The organism is Cryptosporangium phraense (genome assembly GCF_006912135.1).
Taxonomy (GTDB): Bacteria; Actinomycetota; Actinomycetes; order Mycobacteriales; family Cryptosporangiaceae; genus Cryptosporangium; species Cryptosporangium phraense.
Genome location: NZ_VIRS01000001.1, coordinates 47,027 through 64,238, shown reverse-complemented (window position 1 = coordinate 64,238; position 17,212 = coordinate 47,027). Strand labels below are relative to the sequence as shown.

The 17,212-nt window shown below is 71.4% G+C and carries 18 protein-coding genes; 14 read left to right on the top strand and 4 right to left on the bottom strand.

The window, feature by feature from the left end; all coding sequences use genetic code 11:
* Positions 1–22: 22 nt before the first annotated feature.
* Positions 23–886, top strand: coding sequence for a glucose-1-phosphate thymidylyltransferase RfbA (gene rfbA / locus FL583_RS00280; RefSeq protein WP_142702371.1), 864 nt, complete (start codon positions 23–25; stop codon positions 884–886).
* A 37-nt stretch (positions 887–923) separates the two neighbouring features.
* The gene (locus FL583_RS00275) at positions 924–1,541 is read left to right on the top strand and encodes a class I SAM-dependent methyltransferase (protein WP_142702370.1); all 618 of its coding nucleotides are present in this window, start codon (positions 924–926) and stop codon (positions 1,539–1,541) included.
* Here the strand turns inward: FL583_RS00275 and FL583_RS00270 are convergent.
* On the bottom strand, positions 1,505–3,520 hold the full coding sequence (locus FL583_RS00270; RefSeq protein ID WP_142702369.1) for an MMPL family transporter: 2,016 nt from the start codon (positions 3,518–3,520) through the stop codon (positions 1,505–1,507). The two genes, FL583_RS00275 and FL583_RS00270, sit on opposite strands and share 37 nt — an antisense overlap.
* Positions 3,521–3,655: 135 nt before the next feature.
* On the opposite strand from FL583_RS00270, the gene FL583_RS00265 reads away from it, so the two are divergent.
* The 4 genes from FL583_RS00265 (at position 3,656) to pafA (ending at position 7,880) form a co-directional block, all read left to right on the top strand.
* The gene (locus FL583_RS00265) at positions 3,656–4,342 is read left to right on the top strand and encodes a response regulator transcription factor (protein WP_142702368.1); all 687 of its coding nucleotides are present in this window, start codon (positions 3,656–3,658) and stop codon (positions 4,340–4,342) included.
* On the top strand, positions 4,342–5,835 hold the full coding sequence (locus FL583_RS00260) for a sensor histidine kinase (RefSeq protein WP_240746547.1): 1,494 nt from the start codon (positions 4,342–4,344) through the stop codon (positions 5,833–5,835). Before FL583_RS00265 ends, FL583_RS00260 begins: the two co-directional genes overlap by 1 nt.
* Positions 5,832–6,431 (top strand): dTDP-4-dehydrorhamnose 3,5-epimerase family protein, encoded by a 600-nt coding sequence (locus tag FL583_RS00255; protein WP_142702366.1) that lies wholly within the window; start codon positions 5,832–5,834, stop codon positions 6,429–6,431. The genes FL583_RS00260 and FL583_RS00255 overlap by 4 nt, the downstream gene beginning before the upstream one ends.
* Positions 6,432–6,521: 90 nt before the next feature.
* Positions 6,522–7,880 (top strand): Pup--protein ligase, encoded by a 1,359-nt coding sequence (gene pafA / locus FL583_RS00250; RefSeq protein ID WP_142702365.1) that lies wholly within the window; start codon positions 6,522–6,524, stop codon positions 7,878–7,880.
* A gap of 6 nt (positions 7,881–7,886) precedes the next feature.
* Here the strand turns inward: pafA and FL583_RS00245 are convergent, their stop codons facing one another.
* A complete protein-coding gene (locus tag FL583_RS00245; protein WP_142702364.1) occupies positions 7,887–8,582 on the bottom strand; it encodes a DUF4232 domain-containing protein in 696 nt (231 codons plus the stop codon).
* A gap of 20 nt (positions 8,583–8,602) precedes the next feature.
* The gene (locus FL583_RS39855; RefSeq protein ID WP_240746546.1) at positions 8,603–9,157 is read right to left on the bottom strand and encodes a DUF4232 domain-containing protein; all 555 of its coding nucleotides are present in this window, start codon (positions 9,155–9,157) and stop codon (positions 8,603–8,605) included.
* A gap of 284 nt (positions 9,158–9,441) precedes the next feature.
* On the opposite strand from FL583_RS39855, the gene FL583_RS00235 reads away from it, so the two are divergent.
* Positions 9,442–10,602 carry an IPT/TIG domain-containing protein gene (locus FL583_RS00235; protein ID WP_142702362.1) on the top strand — a complete coding sequence of 387 codons (1,161 nt, stop codon included), beginning with the start codon at positions 9,442–9,444 and terminating at the stop codon, positions 10,600–10,602.
* Positions 10,603–10,655: 53 nt separating this feature from the next.
* Here the strand turns inward: FL583_RS00235 and FL583_RS00230 are convergent, their stop codons facing one another.
* Positions 10,656–11,726: a DUF3866 family protein gene (locus FL583_RS00230; protein WP_142702361.1), complete on the bottom strand. Its 1,071-nt coding sequence runs from the start codon at positions 11,724–11,726 to the stop codon at positions 10,656–10,658.
* A 200-nt stretch (positions 11,727–11,926) separates the two neighbouring features.
* Here FL583_RS00230 and FL583_RS00225 point away from each other — a divergent pair, with 200 nt between their 5' ends.
* From FL583_RS00225 to FL583_RS00195, 7 genes are all read left to right on the top strand, one after another.
* Positions 11,927–13,111 carry a helix-turn-helix transcriptional regulator gene (locus FL583_RS00225; RefSeq protein WP_142702360.1) on the top strand — a complete coding sequence of 395 codons (1,185 nt, stop codon included), beginning with the start codon at positions 11,927–11,929 and terminating at the stop codon, positions 13,109–13,111.
* Positions 13,108–14,061: a helix-turn-helix transcriptional regulator gene (locus tag FL583_RS00220; protein ID WP_142702359.1), complete on the top strand. Its 954-nt coding sequence runs from the start codon at positions 13,108–13,110 to the stop codon at positions 14,059–14,061. The genes FL583_RS00225 and FL583_RS00220 overlap by 4 nt, the downstream gene beginning before the upstream one ends.
* A 98-nt stretch (positions 14,062–14,159) precedes the next feature.
* The gene (locus FL583_RS00215; RefSeq protein WP_142702358.1) at positions 14,160–14,387 is read left to right on the top strand and encodes a hypothetical protein; all 228 of its coding nucleotides are present in this window, start codon (positions 14,160–14,162) and stop codon (positions 14,385–14,387) included.
* A 135-nt stretch (positions 14,388–14,522) separates the two neighbouring features.
* A complete protein-coding gene (gene tatA / locus FL583_RS00210) occupies positions 14,523–14,819 on the top strand; it encodes a Sec-independent protein translocase subunit TatA (RefSeq protein WP_142702357.1) in 297 nt (98 codons plus the stop codon).
* A gap of 59 nt (positions 14,820–14,878) precedes the next feature.
* Positions 14,879–15,724: a twin-arginine translocase subunit TatC gene (gene tatC, locus FL583_RS00205; protein WP_142702356.1), complete on the top strand. Its 846-nt coding sequence runs from the start codon at positions 14,879–14,881 to the stop codon at positions 15,722–15,724.
* An 82-nt stretch (positions 15,725–15,806) separates the two neighbouring features.
* Positions 15,807–16,748 carry a diacylglycerol/lipid kinase family protein gene (locus FL583_RS00200; protein ID WP_142702355.1) on the top strand — a complete coding sequence of 314 codons (942 nt, stop codon included), beginning with the start codon at positions 15,807–15,809 and terminating at the stop codon, positions 16,746–16,748.
* A gap of 37 nt (positions 16,749–16,785) precedes the next feature.
* A complete protein-coding gene (locus tag FL583_RS00195; protein ID WP_142702354.1) occupies positions 16,786–17,202 on the top strand; it encodes a hypothetical protein in 417 nt (138 codons plus the stop codon).
* The last annotated feature ends 10 nt before the right edge of the window (positions 17,203–17,212 follow it).

Here is a 17,212-nt window from a genome sequence, read left to right as displayed (position 1 = left end):
TGAATCGCGTACGCTGCGCACCGTGCGCGGAATCCTCCTGGCCGGCGGCACAGGTTCCCGTCTGTGGCCGATTACTCACGCTGTGTCGAAGCAGCTGATGCCCGTCTTCGACAAGCCGATGGTGTATTACCCGCTGTCAACGCTGATGTACGCGGGCGTCCGGGAAGTGCTGGTGATCACCACACCGGGGGACGCGGCGCAGTTCGAGAAGCTTCTCGGCGACGGCTCGCAGTGGGGCATGGACATCCAGTACGCGGTGCAGCCGTCTCCGGACGGGATCGCGCAGGCGTTCCTGATCGGTGAGCAGTTCATCGGCGACGAGCCGGTGGCGCTGGTGTTGGGCGACAACATCTTCCACGGTGCGGGTCTGGGCCGGCAGCTCTCGACGCACAACGGGCTGACCGGTGGCCGGGTGTTCGCCTATCCGGTGGCCAACCCCGAGGCCTACGGCGTGGTGGAGTTCGACGAGACCGGCACGGTGCTCTCGCTGGAGGAGAAACCGGAGAAGCCGAAGAGCAAGTACGTGGTGCCCGGGCTGTACTTCTACGACAACCGGGTCGTGGCGATCACCAAGGGCCTGAAGCCGAGTGCCCGGGGTGAGCTGGAGATCACGGCGGTCAACCAGGCCTACCTCGACGAGGGGGCGTTGAAGGTGACCGTGCTGGATCGGGGCACCGCGTGGCTGGACACCGGCACGTTCACGTCGCTGGTTCAGGCGGCGGAGTACGTGCGGGTGATCGAGGAGCGGCAGGGCTTCAAGATCGGCTGCGTCGAGGAAGTCGCCTGGCGGCAGGGTTACATCGACGACGCCCAGCTGCGTGCGCTGGCCGAGCCGCTGCGCAAGTCCGGCTACGGCGACTACTTGATCGAGCTCCTCGAGCACTAGGGTGCCGGAAACACCGTCAGACGAAAGGGCTTGGACGTTGGCGACCAACGAGGCACCCGGCACCGCCGGCGCGGACTACGCCGAGCGGCTGCAGCGGCTGGAGACGGCCCGCTGGAAGCAGGTGCTCAACGTCCAGGCCCCCTACCGGTGGAACCTGCGCCGGCTGCAGCTCGGCCGCACGCTCGATGTCGGCTGTGGCATCGGTCGCAACCTTTCGCACCTGCAGGACGGCAAGAATCCGCCGCCGGTCGGCGTCGACCACAACCCCACGTCGATCGAGCTCGCCCGGGCCCGCGGCTTCACCGCGTACACGGTCGACGACTTCTTCGCCTCGGACGACTTCCAGCCCGGCTCGTTCGACGCGATCCTGGCCTCGCACCTGGTCGAGCACCTGCTCGAGCCGGACGCCAAGGCCGTGGTCGAGTCGTACCTGCCCTACCTCCGCTCGGGCGGCCGCGTCGTGTTCATCACGCCGCAGGAGAAGGGCTACACGACCGACGCGACCCACATCCGGTTCAGCGGCTTCGACGAGGTCTCGGCGCTGGCCCGGGACGTGGGTCTGACCGTCGTGAAGAAGTACTCGTTCCCGTTTCCGCGGTTCGCCGGGAAGTTCTTCGCCTACAACGAGTTCGTCGTGGTGGCGCGCAAGCCCTGAGGTGACCACCAGGTCGCCGACCCCAGCACACCGATGAGTGCGGGCACCAGCAACGCCCGCACCACGGTCGCGTCCAGCAGGATGCCGATCGCCAGCGCGCTCGCGAACACCTTGAGCTCGGTCGCCGGGGCCGCGGCCAGCGACGCGAACGCCAGCGCGAGGATCAGCGCCGCGCTGGTGACCAGCCGTCCGGTGCTCCCGAGGCCGCCGACGACGGCCTCGGGCGTCGAGCCGGTGCGGTCGTACTCCTCGCGGATCCGGGCCAGCAGGAAGATCTCGTAGTCCATCGAGAGCCCGTAGAGGAACGCGAACACGATCGCCGGGATGAACTCGGTGATCGAGCCCAGGGCCGGCAGCCCGCCGAGCAGCTGCGACCCGTACCCGTACTGCCAGATCAGCACCAGCGCGCCGAGGCTCGCGGCCAGCGAGAGCAGGTTGAGCAGGACGGCCTTCACCGCGAGCACGACCGAGCCGAACGCGCGGGTCAGCACGGCGAACGTCACCAGCGCGATCAGGCCGAGCATGAGCGGGAACACGTCGTAGATCGCCGAGATCGCGTCCTTGCTCTGGGCCGCTGGCCCGCCGACCTGGGCAGACTCGGGCACCGCGTCACGGACCCGCCGGAGGGTCTCGGCCCCGGCGTCGGTGCTCGGCTCGTCGGCCGGGAGCACCTCGAGCAGGCCGGGCTCGGACGTCACCACCGCGACGACGCCCGGGATCTCGCGCAGCGCGTCCGCCGCGGAATCCCCCGCGAGTACCTCGATCGGGGCGAGGACGCCCGTGGGCACCCCGGCCGTCCGCAGGGCCTGCAGGCCCGCGGCCGCCGGGCCGGTCGCGGTCGACGACTCGGTACCGGGGTCGCCGAGCCGGAGCCCGCTCGCCGCACCGGCCAGCGCGAGCAGTACCACCAGGCCCGCCGCGGCGGCCGCCCACCGGTGGCGCAGGACGAGCCGGGCCCAGCCGCTCCAGCGCCGGTCGGCGTTCCGGCCGACCGGCCGGTGCGGCCAGTCCAGCCGGGGACCGGCGGTGGCCAGCAGCACCGGCAGCAACGTCAGCACGAGCAGCACGCTCACCAGCGGGATGAGGATCCCTCCGAGCCCGATGCTGCGCAGCACCGGCACCGGGACGAGCACCATCGCGACCAGCCCGATCGCCACGCTGACGCCGCTGACCAGCACTGACCGGCCTGCCGTCAGCATCGCCCGGCGCACCGCGCCGACGTTGTCGGTCGAGGCCCGCTCCTCCCGCCAGCGGGTGACGATCAGCAGCGCGTAGTCGATCGAGACGCCCAGGCCGATCAGTGCGACGACGAACTGGACGACGGTGTTGACCTCGGTCAGCTCGGCCAGCCCGCGCAGCAGCAGGAACGAGCCGAGGATCGCGATACCGGCGAGCAGCACCGGCAGCGCGGCCAGCGACGAACCGAACACGAACGCCAGCACGACCAGCGCGCCGACCGCGCCGATCAGGACCTCGGTGAGGATGCTGAGCCCCTGCCGGCCGCCGCCCGAGTCGGTGAGTTGCGCCAGCCCGGTGACCTGCACGGACGAACCGGCCGGCAGCGCGGCCCGGACCACGCCGACCGGCACGGCACGCCGGTCGGACGCCCAGACCAGCCCGTAGGTCACCCGTCCGGAGTCGGCGAGCAGCGCGGGGTCCCGGGTGTCGGCATAGGAGACCGCCCGGCCGCGGACCGCGTCCGCGGCGGCCGCGAAGGCCCGTCCCAGGGCCGGGTCGTCGGCCGTCGAGCCGGGCGGCAGCCGGACGACCACCACCTGCGGGGTGACCGCCCCGCCGCTGCCGTACCGGTCCACGATCCGCTGGTTCGCCTCGTAGCCGGGTTGCCCGGGCTGGCTGAAGTCGGCGGTGAGCGCCTTCGAGAGGCCGGGCGTGACCAGCACCCCGGCGACGGCCACCAGCAGCCACGACAGGCAGACCACGAGCTTGTGCCGGAGCACGAAGTCGGTGAGTGTTCGCATGTACGCCAGCTCACCGGGCGCGGCTGCGGCCGCCCTGGGACCGCGCCGGGAAAACCCTGGGAGTCCACCGGCCCGGCCGTCGGATTCCCAGGTTTTCCCCAGCCTTCGCGTGCTCCCGGCCGCCAGGATGGAGGGATGACCAACGAGGTGTCCCGCGTCCTGGTCGTCGACGACGAGACCGCGCTGGCCGAGCTCGTCGCGATGGCCTTGCGCTACGAGGGCTACCGCACCGCGGTCACCGGTTCCGTGCGCGGTGCGCTGACCGAGGTCGGTCGCTTCCGCCCCGACCTCATCGTGCTCGACGTCGTCCTTCCCGACGGTTCCGGTGTGGACGCCTGCGCGCGGCTGCGTCGCGGCGGGACGACCGCTCCGGTGATCTTCCTGACCGCCCGCTACGACGTCCGCGACCGGATCGCCGGGCTCGACTCCGGCGGCGACGACTACCTCACCAAGCCGTTCAGCCTGGACGAGCTGGTCGCCCGGGTCCGGGCCGTGCTGCGCCGGAGCGGGCCGTCGTCGCGGACGCTCCTGGCCTGCGGAGACCTGGAGATCGACGAGGACGCCTACGAGGTGCGCCGCGGTGGCGTCCCGGTGACGCTCACGCCGACCGAGTTCCGGCTGCTGCGGTACCTGGCCGCGAACGCCGGCCGGGTGCTGAGCAAGGCCCAGATCCTCGACCACGTCTGGGGCGGGGACTTCGGGGCCAGCGACAACACGGTCCAGACGTACGTCAGCTATCTGCGCCGCAAGCTCGACCCGCTCGGTCCGCCGCTGCTGCACACGGTCGCGCGGGTGGGATACGCAATGCGGCCCCCACCGTGATGCTGCGGACCCGGGTCGCGCTGACCACGGTGGCGCTGCTCGCGGTGGGCCTGCTGGGGACCGCGATGGTGAGCGCATGGTCGATCCACTCGGTGGCGAACCAGCGCACCCAGTCGAACCTGGCGTCGGCGGCGGCCCAGGCGGGCGCGGTGCTGACGCTGGTGGACACGGGGCCGGGGGCCGACCCCGCTCCGATCGAGGCGACGTTGGGGGCGGTGCTCAGCCGGAACGAGCACCTGTCGTTCGGGGCCGTCGTCGATGCCCGGGGCCGCACGCTGGCGACGTCCGGCGCGGTCCCGGAGGCGGCGCTGACCCGGGCCGGAGCCGTGCGGACGGCCGACGGGCGCGCGCTGCCCGCGGACACCGTCCGCTCCTATCCGTACCGGTCGGGGCCGAGCCGGGTCCCGGCCGGGGACGAGCGGACGCTGGTGCGCGTCCTGCGCGTGTCCGGCGGTGCCACGCTGGTCGTCGGCTCGCGGACCGGGGCGACCGACGCGCTGGTTCGGACCGTCCTCACGACGATCCTGAGCGTGCCGATCGTCGCGCTGGTCGCGACCGGCCTGGCCAGCTGGTGGCTGGTCCGCCGCGGCCTGCGGCCACTGGCCCGGATCGCCGACTCGGCCGACGGCGTCAGCCTGGAGGACGTCGGTCAGCGGATCGCCGTGCCGGAGGGGTTCGGCGAGGGGCGTCAGGTCGCGCAGGCGCTGAACCGGATGCTGGATCGGATCGGGACCGCGCTGCGCGAGCGGGACGCGTCCGAGGAGCGCCTGCGCCGGTTCGTCGACGACGCCTCGCACGAACTGCGCACGCCGATCGCGACGATCCGCGGCTACGCCGAGCTGTTCCGTCGGGGCGTGCCGGCCGAGGATCTGGCCCTGGTCATCGGCCGGATCGAGTCCGAGGCGCAGCGGATGGGGCTCCTGGTGGACGACCTGCTGGCGCTGGCCGCTCTGGACCGCGACCACGCCCCGGTGATCGCGCCGGTCGACCTGGTCGCGGTGGCGACCGACGCGGCCGCGGCGGCGGCCGTGGCCGGGGCGTCCGGGCTGACCGTGCACGCCCCGGACCCGGTGACCGTGTCGGCCGATCCGGTCGGCGTGCGCCGCATCCTCGACAACCTGCTGGCGAACGCGGCCCGGCACACCCCGCCCGGCACGCCGGCCGAGGTGCGGGTGTCGGTCGAGGACTCCGGCGACGTCCTGCTGGCGGTCGTCGACTCCGGGCCCGGCCTGCCGGATCCGGACCGGGTGTTCGAGCGCTTCTACCGGGGCGGGACCCGCAGCCCGGGCCCGAGCTCCGGTGCCGGGCTGGGACTGGCCATCGTGGCCGCGATCGCGGCCGCTCACGGGTGGTCGGTCGTGGCTCGGAACATGCCCATCGGTGGTGCCCTGGTAGGCGTAAAGATCGAAGGGGAAGGGGTGCAGGACCGCCGGCGGACGCCCGACGGGGGCGGGAAACGGAACGACGGCGGGGACAGTACGGTGGCCGCGTGAAGATTCGACCGCTGAGCATCGACGGTGCTTTCGAGATCACCCCGGTCCTGCACGGCGACCCCCGCGGGTTGTTCACCGAGTGGTACCGGTTCGACCATCTCGCGGAAGCGGTCGGTCATCCGCTCCGGCTCGCGCAGGGGAACCTGTCGGTCTCCGCGCGCGGGGTCGTGCGGGGGATCCACTTCGCCGACGTGCCGCCGAGCCAGGCGAAGTACGTCACCTGCGTCCGCGGCGCGGTCGTCGACGTCATCGTCGACCTGCGGGTGGGTTCGCCGACGTTCGGGCAGCACGAGACCGTCACGCTCGACGAGGGTGACCGGCGCGCGGTGTACGTGGCCGAAGGCCTCGGGCACGGGTTCTGCGCGCTGAGCGACGACGCGACGCTGACCTACCTCTGCTCGGAGACGTTCGCGCCGACCCGGGAGCACGCGATCCATCCCCTGGACCCCGATCTCGCCATCGACTGGCCGGCCGACGAGCCGCAGCTGTCGGCCAAGGACGCGGCCGCGCCGTCGCTGGCCGAGGTGCGCGCGGCCGGCGGGCTTCCCGACTACGAAGAGTGCCAGCGCTACTACGCGTCGCTGAATCGCGCCTAAAACGAAACGGAGAGCGACCGCCGTACGGGGCAAATCGACCACGCGTCCCGTTGCCGGGTGCGAGTGGGAAACCCCCGCTAATGTTCAATCATGGAGCGGCGGATCTTCGGTCTCGAGACCGAGTACGGAGTCACGTGCACGTTCCGGGGCCAGCGGCGTCTCTCGCCCGACGAGGTGGCGCGGTACTTGTTCCGGCGTGTTGTCTCGTGGGGTCGGTCGAGCAACGTCTTCCTGCGTAACGGCGCCCGGCTCTACCTGGATGTGGGGTCCCACCCCGAGTACGCCACGCCGGAGTGCGATTCGGTCGCTGACCTGGTCACCCACGACCGGGCCGGCGAGCGGATCCTCGAAGGCCTGCTGGTCGACGCCGAGCGTCGGCTGCGCGACGAGGGCATTGCCGGCGACATCTACCTGTTCAAGAACAACACCGACTCGGCCGGCAACTCGTACGGGTGCCACGAGAACTACCTGGTCTCGCGGCACGGGGAGTTCGCGCGGCTGGCCGACGTCCTGATCCCGTTCCTGGTCACCCGGCAGCTGATCTGCGGCGCGGGCAAGGTGCTGCAGACGCCCCGGGGTGCGGTCTACTGCCTGTCCCAGCGGGCCGAGCACATCTGGGAGGGCGTCTCGTCGGCGACCACCCGGTCGCGCCCGATCATCAACACCCGCGACGAGCCGCACGCGGACGCCGAGCGGTTCCGTCGTCTGCACGTCATCGTCGGCGACTCGAACATGAACGAGGTCACGACGCTGCTGAAGGTCGGCGCGGCCGACATCGTGCTGCGGATGATCGAGGCCGGCGTCACGATGAAGGACCTGACGCTGGAGAACCCGATCCGGGCGATCCGCGAGGTCTCGCACGACATCACCGGCCGCCGCACGGTCCGGCTGGCGAACGGCAAGGAGATCAGCGCGCTCGACATCCAGATGGAGTACCACTCCAAGGCGTCGGAGTTCGTCGAGCGCTACGGCGGCGGCCCGGCCGCGCGCCGGATCATCGACCTCTGGGGCCGGGTGCTCAAGGCCGTCGAGGGCGACGATCTGGGCTCGGTCGAGCGGGAGATCGACTGGGTGACGAAGCTGAAGCTGATCGAGCGGTACTCGGAGCGGCACGAGCTGTCGCTGTCGAGCCCGCGGGTGGCCCAGCTCGACCTGGCCTATCACGACATCCGTCGAGGTCGCGGCGTGTTCGCGGTGATGGAGAAGCGCGGCGCGGTCGAGCGGGTCACGCGCGATCTCGACGTGTTCGCGGCCAAGTCGGTGCCGCCGCAGACGACCCGCGCGCGCCTGCGCGGGGAGTTCATCCGGCGGGCCCAGGAGCGGCGGCGGGACTTCACGGTGGACTGGGTGCACCTGAAGCTCAACGACCAGGCGCAGCGGACCGTGCTGTGCAAGGACCCGTTCCGGGCCGTGGACGAGCGGGTCGATCGCCTGATCGCGTCGATGTAGGAGCGGTCACCAGTTCAGGATGTCGGTCGTGGTCGGCTGCAGTGAGCCGACCACGATCGCGCTGACCGGGAAGCCCTTCTTCTCGGCGGAGGAGAAGCCGGCCAGCTCGGCCGGGATCGACGTGGAGCCGGGTGCGCCCACGCGGAAGCCGTCGCCGGTCCGGCAGCCGGTCGCGGTCGGCGGGCAGCCGCGCCACTGAATCCCCGCGAACGCGGTTCGCCGTGGCTTCAGGAGCATGCCGACCGGTTTGTGCGGACGGTTGACCTTCGTGGCGGGCACGCTGAGCGCGGTGCCCTTGCTGGTCAGACCGACGACGGGCCAGCCGCTGAGTGCGCACTCCCGGCTGCCGAGGTTGGTCAGAATGACGAGCCCGACGCCGGGGCCCGTCTTGCCGGTGCCGAGCTGTCGGATGACCCGGGCGGACAGCTGCGCGGTCTTGCACGGTGCCGTGTCGCCCGGAGGGGGCGGGGGAGCCTGGGTGGCGGGTTGGAGCGGCGGCTTCGTGCCCGGCTCCGGTGGGGCGACGCTGAGCGGCTCGACGGGCTGGTTGGAGCCGACTTCGTCGGACTGGTCGTCCTGGGAAGCGTAGGGTGTCCCGGGTCCAGCGGGCGTCCCGACGGTAGGGGTTTGTGGCCCGCTGCCGCTGCTACAGCCGGCGAGCAAGACCACGCTCAGGCATGCCCCGACGAGGCTCCGCTGCATTGTGCTCTCCTAACTGCCGGTCAGGACCAGTTGAGGATGTTCGATGTTCCAGACTGGATCGTGCCGACCTGCAGGGCGCTGATGGCGAGCTCGGGCGACTCGCCGGACGGCACGCCGATGAGTGTCGTTTCGGAGATGTGGTCACCGGGTGGCCCGAGATGGAGACGAGCTCGGGTCACGCAGGCGTCGCCGGACTTGGTACAGGCCGACCAACGGAGGGCCGCATACGCGGATTCGCCGTCCGCGAGGCTCACGCGGACCGGAGGTGCGGGCTGGGGAACCTCACGGGGTATCACCTTGCCGTCACCTGCGACCGAGGTATTGGGCCAGCCCGACAAAACGCACGCGGTTGAGGAATCGTTCGTGAGCGTCACGAGGGCGTAGACCGGACCTCCGACCGCGTCGGGCGGTTGACGAATCACTCGGATACGTAGCTGCCCGGCTGAACACGTACCCCCAGGCCCGTTGGTGGCCTGGACGTCGTGACTCCCGCCCTGGGCGGTGGCCGGCTCCGGGCGCAGAGCGCCGCCGGCCGGCGTCCCGTCCCGGTCGGAGCTGCAGCCGGCGGCGAGCATCACCGCGACGAGCGCTATCAACTGGACACGCATCAAAGACGCGATCGCGACAAGAGCGGACATAGTGCAGTAAGGATGCCTTGGCCTCAAGGGCCGACGATCCAGGCGCGCCGGGATGTGTCGGGATGCGGCACCTGAACGCGACGAGCTTTCTCGATACCCCTTCATGACGTTTTAATACGTTATGTTGCAATTAGGTAGCTGTACAAACCGGGGGCACTGATCCGCGTCGTCCTGCCGGACACCCGCTCCCACAGACTCAGCACGTCTGATGAAGGAGACCCATGTTCCAGGCCCCATCCAAGGTCGCGCGGCTGGCAGCTGCGACGGCTGCGTTGCTCGGCGCCGGAGGCGGCGCGTTCGCGCTGGCGCCGGCGGCATCCGCTGATACCAGCACGCTGATCACGATCACCTCGATGAGCACGCAGAAGGGTTCGACGGCCGGCGGCACATATGTCGTCATCACTGGTAGCGGGTTCAACAGCGTCGCCGACACCGACCTCGACGGCTTCGCGGATTTGAGCGCCGTGTATTTCGGCACGACCGGCGCCGGCAACTCGGCCACCACGAACAACGCGACGGTGGTGACGGTCGTGGACGACACGCTCTTGCTGGCCAAGGCTCCTGCGGTGGCGGCCGGCAAGGTTGACGTGACGATCAAGGACTCGGCCGGCAATACGACAGCGAACACCGCGAAGGACGACTTCACGTTCATCGACCCGGTCAGCGTCACGAGCATCACCAGTGCGTCGGGCGTCGTCGGTGACAGCACCGCCAACACACCCGTGTTTGCGCTGTTCAATCCGCTCGGCGGCAGCACGGTCACGCTCGGGTTCTCGACTCCAGCGCTTACTCAACCTGCGGCGACCAAGCTCACCGTCACCTTCGCCGGCGCGAACGGAGCAGTCCTCACGACAACCGGGTCGTACACCTGGACAGCGGGAACCGCTGCGAGCGGCAACAACGCCGCGACGCCCAGCACCGGCACACTCAAGGTCACGGCTCCCGCTGGAACGCCAGGCGCGAACGCGGTGAAGGTCGTCATCTACAACGACGGAGTGGCTGGTACGGGCAACTCGCTCGACTCCAAGTACGCCGCCGTCATCAGCTCGTTGAGCCGGACAACTGCGCCGCTGTCGGGTGTGAGCGGAAGCCTGTCCACCACTCCGCCGACACCGGCGCTGACGGTCTACGGCAAGGGACTGCAGGGCGTCACCCAGCTGACGGTCAGTGGCGCGTCCAACGCGAGCCTCACTTGCGCGGGTGTGACCGGAAAGCTCGATACGCAGTTGAACTGCGCGTCGATTCCGGCGGTCACCACTGCGGGCGCGTACTCCCTGACATTCACCCCGACGACCTCGACCATTCCGGTCGCCGTCGTGGGCCCGAGTGGAAGTGGGACGACCGCGACGACGGGTAACACGCTGACGTACGTCACAGCCTGATCTCCGACTGACGCGGCCCGGGCTCCCGGAAGACGAGCCCGGGCCGCCAGCGCCTACCGCAGGGAGGCGGCGTGGCGGCCGGCGGCGGCCGCCGAGAGAAAGTAGAGCGGGTCCTCGTCAAGCGAGCGGCCCATCGTGGAGAGCCTGACCGGCGAAGCTCGTAGGGCTTCGTCGAGCCCACCGACAGGCACTTCCACTATCCGGTGCCGCTGCGGCAGCTGTGCTAGCTGACCGCCGATCCGCTCCGCCAGATTCTGCGGTATCGGCGTGGGTACCGGCAGGTCGGCGCCCGCCAAAGCCACCTTCCCGTAAGCCGTCAACGAATGATGCGACACCCCCACATGCCGCTCCCGCGCATCCCCCGACGAAATCCGCAACGACCCCACCGCCCGGCCGCCCAGCACGGAAACGGCGTTCACCGCTTCCCCCGCGGCCACGCCCGAGAACCCCCACGGCGTTCCCGTCCCGAGGTTTCCCGGTCCCTGGGACACCACCGCCACGTCCGCGTCCAGCACGTGCCGTGCGGCCAGTAGTCCGGTGTGCAGCGTGACCGCCTCCAGGTCGCCGCCGAACGCCTGACCCACGGTGACCGTCCCGGCCAGCAGGCCCGACAGGGCGGCCACCGACCGGGAGAACCACAGCGGCAGCGCTCCGCCGTCGGTCATCACGTAGACCACCCGTGCGGCCGGGCTTGCGTCCAGCACCCCCGCCAGCACGGCGGGCAGCGCCGAGTGCAGGTCGGCGACCACGACCGGCATGCCGTCGAGCGACGACGCCGCCGCCAGCACTTCGTGGTGCGGCGAGTCCTGCTCGTCCACGCCCAGAACCGTGACCTGCTGCGGCGTGTACCGGGCCTTCACCATGTGCCCCGGTCCGGCCAGAACCTCTGGATCCGGCGGCAACCGTGACGGCAGCGCTACGACCAGCGCGTACCCGCCGGTCCCCAAGCCCATCGCCAGCGCCGTCGTGTTCAGCAGCACGTCGTCCCCGGCGACCGGCTCACCGACCAGGGCCGGGTACGCCAGCGCGCGCAGGGAGGAGCCCTCCACCGCTACCGACAGCTCCACCGCGCCGGCCCACGACCGTCCGACCGACTCCACGACTCCCCGCCGCCAGCGAATCACCCGGCCCACCGTAGTGCTCCGCCCCGCGGCGCTGCGCGCCCCGCCACGCCACGGCCCGCCCCGCGGCGCTGCGCGGCCCCGCCCCGCCCCGCCACGGCCCGCCACGTCCCCGCGCGGAGCGCCCCGCCAAGGCACGACACTGTCAACAGGCACCCCGGCTGCGCCACGCTGGTCGCAGAAGTGAAGTAGCGTCGGCTGGTGTGTCCCGTCGACGCACCGAACGCCTGGTCAACCTGCTGCTCTGTCTGCTCTCCACCCGCCGGTACCTCACCGCGGCGCAGATCGCGGCCATCGTGCCCGGGTACGAGCATGATGAGAACGACCCGAAATCGCACGAAGCGTTCCAGCGAATGTTCGAGCGCGACAAAGGTGAGCTCCGCGACCTCGGCGTCCCGTTGGAGACCGGCACGAACAGCGTGTTCGACAGCGAACCGGGCTACCGCGTCACCCGCGGTGACTATGCGCTCCCCGAGGTCCACCTCGACCCGGAGGAGGCCGCCGCCGTCGGCATCGCAGCCCGCCTCTGGCACCACGCCGAGCTCAGCAACGCGGCCAGCTCCGGCCTCACCAAGCTGCGCGCCGGGGGAGTCGACCTCGCCGACGGCCCGCCGCTCGGCATCGAGCCGGTGGTCAGCGCCGATCCCGCGCTCACCCCGATGCTCGCGGCGATCGACGTCCGCCGCGCGGTGAAGTTCGGCTACCGCACGCCCCGCGACGACCAGCCCCGTCAGCGACGCCTGCAGCCCTGGGGCGTGGTGTCCTGGCGCGGCCGCTGGTACGTCATCGGCCACGACCTCGACCGGAACGCGACCCGCTGCTTCCGGCTCTCCCGCGTCGTCGGCACGGTCTCCGCGGTCGGCCCGCTCGGCGCGTACGCGCCTCCGGAGGGCCTCGACCTGGTCGCGCAGGTCGCCGCGTTCGACCCGGAGCCGACCGACCAGAAGTCCGCCCGCGTCCGCGTGCGGGTCGGCGCGGCCGCCGGCCTGCGTCGCTGGGCCGACGCGGTCCGGCCCGAGGAAGAAGAGACCCCCGAACTGCTCGAGGCGGACGTGACGGGAGCCGGCGCCGTAACCCTGCTCGACGATCCGGGCGCGCCGGAGGCGGTCGTCCCGCCGGCCGCGGAACCCGACCCCGATGCCGACGAGTGCGGCGAACCGGCCCCCGACGCCAAGGCGGCCTGGGACATCGTGACGCTGAGCTACTCCGACCCGGAAGCCCTGGCCGCCCGCCTGGCCGGCTACGGCTCCGCGGTCGTCGTGCAAGATCCCCCGGACGTCCGCGACGCGGTCATCCGCCACCTGACCAGGATGGCGGCGGGCATCCCGGCCCCCCGCCCGGGCGAGGCCTCGACTCTGGAGACCCGCGCCGTGGGAGGCTCCCGATGAGCGGCGCGGGCACCGAACGGCTGGCCCGCCTGCTGGCGCTGGTCCCGTACCTGCAGGCCCGCCCCGGGGCGCTGATCTCCGAGGTCGCCGAGGACCACGGCGTCACCGAGCGGCAACTCCGCGACGACCTCCAGCTGCTGTTCGTCTGCGGCCTCCCCGGCTACGGCCCCGGCGACCTGATCGACATGTCGCTGGACGACGACACGGTCACGCTGACCTACCACGCCGAGCTCGACCGGCCCCTCCGTCTCACCGCCGACGAGGCCCTGGCGCTGATCGTCGCCTTGAGAGCACTGGCCGAGACCCCGGGCGTCGACGGCGCCGCCGTCGGCCGGGCCCTGGCCAAGGTGGAGGGCGCGGCCGGCGAGGCCGGTCGCTCGGCCAAGCAGGTCGCGGTCACCGGCGGATACGAAGACACCGGGGTCGCCGCACAGGTGCGCGGCGCGCTCGAGCGCGGCCGCGCGCTGAAGATCGTCTACTACACGGCCGGGCGCGACGCGACGAGTGAGCGGGTCATCGACCCGATGCGCCTGCTCGTCGTCGACGGACGCGCCTACGTGGAGGCGTGGTGCCGCCGGGCCGAGGCGGTCCGGATGTTCCGCATCGACCGGATCGACGCGCTGGAGGAGCTGCCCGAGCCGTCGGTACCGGCCCGGGGAATGAGCCCCGAGAGCGGGTTCCGCCACGGCGCGGTCTTCGCGCCGGCCCCTGATTCGCCGCTGATCACGCTGCGCGTCGGCCTGGGCAGCCGCTGGATCACCGAGTACTACCCGTGCGACGACGTCCGGGCCGAGCCGGGCGGCACCTGGCTGGTGACGCTGCGGGCCAGCGACCTGGAGTGGGCCCGCCGGCTCGCGATGGGCCTGGGCGAGGACGCCGAGGTCGTCAGCCCGCCCGAGCTGGCCGAACTGGTCCGCTCCGAGGCGCGGGCCGCCCTGGCCGCGTACTAGTCCGGCCCTGCACCCCCCACCCTCCGGCCCTGCACCCCCCACCCTCCGGCCCTGCACCCCCCACCCGCCCGCCCGGACCGGAAAGCTAACCTCCTCCCGTGACCCTTGCGAGCTGGATCGTCCTGGCCCTGGTCGTGCTCGGCGTCGTGCTGCTCGTGCTGATCGCGCTGCCGCTGCTGCCCAAGCTGGGCCGGCTGAAGCGCGCCGCCGACGTCGCCAAGGGCAAGGCGGCGGAGGCGCAGGCGCTGCAGGCCGAACTCGAGCGGCTGCAGGGACAGGTCCTCGACGTGCAGACCAAGATCGAGACGCTACGCCCGGCGCGCTAAATGTCTACAACGCGTCGAAATAGCCACCTCCCAGCGTAGGGGCGGTTCCCGGGGCTCATTCTCAGGGCCTATCCTTCGAACCGCAGGGCCGGTGAGACGTAGGATGAACCGGTATCCGATTCGAGAGGTGTCGTCATGGGTGCTCTCAAGCCCTGGCATATCGCAGTGCTCGTCGTCGTGCTGCTCTTGCTGTTCGGGGCCAAGCGTCTCCCGGACGCGGCGCGTGGCCTGGGCCGCTCGCTGCGGATCTTCAAGGCCGAGACCGAAGGTCTCATGAAGGACGACGTCAAGGGCAAGGCCGAAGCGAAGCACGAGCGTGCGCCGCTGGCCGATGACCGCGGCGATCCGGCCGACCAGTTCGGCGAGCGGACCAACCCGGTCGTCGAATCCCGGGTGGTCGACTCGCGAAGCGAGACCCGCGACCAGCGGTGAGCCCAGCGCTTCGCCTCCGACGACGTACGCCCAAGCGGCCGGTGTCGTCGGACGGCTCGATGACGCTCATGGAGCACATCCGTGAGTTGCGTGACCGCCTGTTCAAGGCGTGCGTGGGCATCGTCCTCGGTCTGTGCGTCGGGCTGTACTTCTCCGAGCCGGTCCAGAAGTTCCTGACCGACCCGTACTGCAGCCGATTCGTCGACCAGAAGTGCCAGCTCAACGCGCAGACGCCGCTCGAGCCGATCATCGTCAAGCTGAAGATCGCGCTGTACATCGGCCTGATCATCTCGTCGCCGATCTGGCTGTTCCAGCTCTGGGCGTTCGTCGCACCGGGCCTGCACCGGCGGGAGCGCCGGTGGGCCTACGGGTTCATCGCGTTCGCGGTGCCGCTGTTCGTCGGCGGCGCCATCCTCGCGCACTTCGTCATCAACAAGGGCATCCACTTCCTGTTGCCCACGAACGGCGACTATCAGTTCACCACCGACATCGCCGGCTACATCGACTTCGTCACCGGCATGCTGCTGATCTTCGGCGTCGGGTTCGAGTTCCCGCTGCTGGTGTTCATGCTGAACCTGGCCGGGGTGGCGAGCGCGCGCCGGCTGCTCGGCTGGTGGCGGGCCGCGGTGTTCCTGACGTTCGCGTTCACCGCGGTCGTCACGCCGACGCCGGACCCGTTCGGCATGACCGCGCTCGGCGGCTGCATGACCCTGCTCTACTTCGGCGCGGTCGGCGCCGCGTTCCTCAACGAGCGTCGCAAGGCCCGGGCCCTCGCGCGGAGCGGCTACGGCAGCCTGTCCGACGACGAGGCGTCCGAGATCGAGCCGGCGCTCGACCCGGTCGAACGCAGCGGTCCGGTCGAACCCAGCGAGGCTCCGCGTCCGACGCGTCGCGAAGACCTCTGAGTCGTCCCGCCGACGGCCCCGCGTGCTCCGCGCGCGGGGCCGTTCGCTGTTCCGGCGCCCGCGCCCGGAGTACGCTGCGCCGATGCACGCTGACCGGCCCGCCCTCGGTGACCTGGCCGGCCGCGTCGGGGTGCTGGCCCACCCGTCCGCGGGCCGCGGCCGCGTCGGCCGCCATCTGGCCGAGGTCCTCGCCGCGCTCGGCCCCGCCGACCCGCTGGTCCTGTCCGCGGCGACGGCCACGGACGTGCTCGCCGCCGCTCACGACGCGGTTCGGTCCGACGTCGCCGGGCTGGTCGCCGTGGGCGGGGACGGAACCGCGCACCTGGCGATCCAGGCCGTCGCGGGCACCGGGGTGCCGCTCGGGCTGGTGCCGCTGGGCACGGGCAACGACCTGGCCGACGCGGTGGGGGTCCCGTCCGCCCCGGCCGAGGCGGCCCGCGCGATCGTCGCCGACCTGGCCGAGGCCCGCACCACCCCGATCGACGCGGTCCGGGTGACCGGAGCGAAATCCGGCGGGGAAGCGCACTGGTACGCGGCGATCCTGTCGGTCGGCTTCGACTCCGCGGTCAACGCGCGGGCCAACCGGATGCGCTGGCCCCGCGGCCCGCGCCGCTACGACCTGGCGATCCTCGCCGAATTGGCCCGCCTCCGCACGTACTCGCTCAGCCTCCGGCTCGACGGCACCCCGGTCGAGACCCCGGCGCTGCTCGCCGCGTTCGGCAACACCCGCTCGTACGGCGGCGGCATGCGCATGTGCCCGGACGCCGACCCCACCGACGGCCTGCTCGACGTCACGGTCGTCAGCCCGGTCTCCCGCCTGGAGCTGATCCGCGTCAAACCGCGCCTCTACGACGGTTCCCACGTGACGCACCCCTCCGCCCGTACCTACCGCGCCGCCACGATCGAGGTGGACGCTCCGGGAGCGGCCGTTTTCGCCGACGGGGAGCCGTTCCTGACGCTCCCGCTGACGCTGACCGTGGTACCGCGGGCGCTCCGGCTGCTCGGGGCGCGGCTACCGGGCTGACTCTCGACCTCAGGCTGAGACCGCTCAGGTCGGGTCCGTGCGTGCCGATGAGGTATTCGTGCTCCGTCGCCTGCTGGTCGTCCTCGTCGTCCTCGGTGTTGCCCTCGGGGCCGCGTCGCCCGCGCGGGCGAACCCGTACTGGCGGGTGAGCGTCACCGTGGCGCCGGGCAAGGCGTCGTGCACGCTGACCTGGATCCGGGACTACTACGACGGGCCGGTGAACGGATACACGGTCTGGGTGGTGCCGCAGAACGTCCTGATCAATGCCCCGCAGACGTATCGGAAGATCCCGGTGACGCCGCAGTCGCCCGGGACCACGAAGACCGTGAAGGTCGGTGCGCTGACCAAGGGCGCGCCGTACGTGTTCTGGCTCGAGGCGTCGTTCCCGAGCTACTTCCGGAACGGTCCGATCACCATGCAGGTCGCTACGACCCGGGTGTGCGTGCCGACCTAAGCTCTGGGGC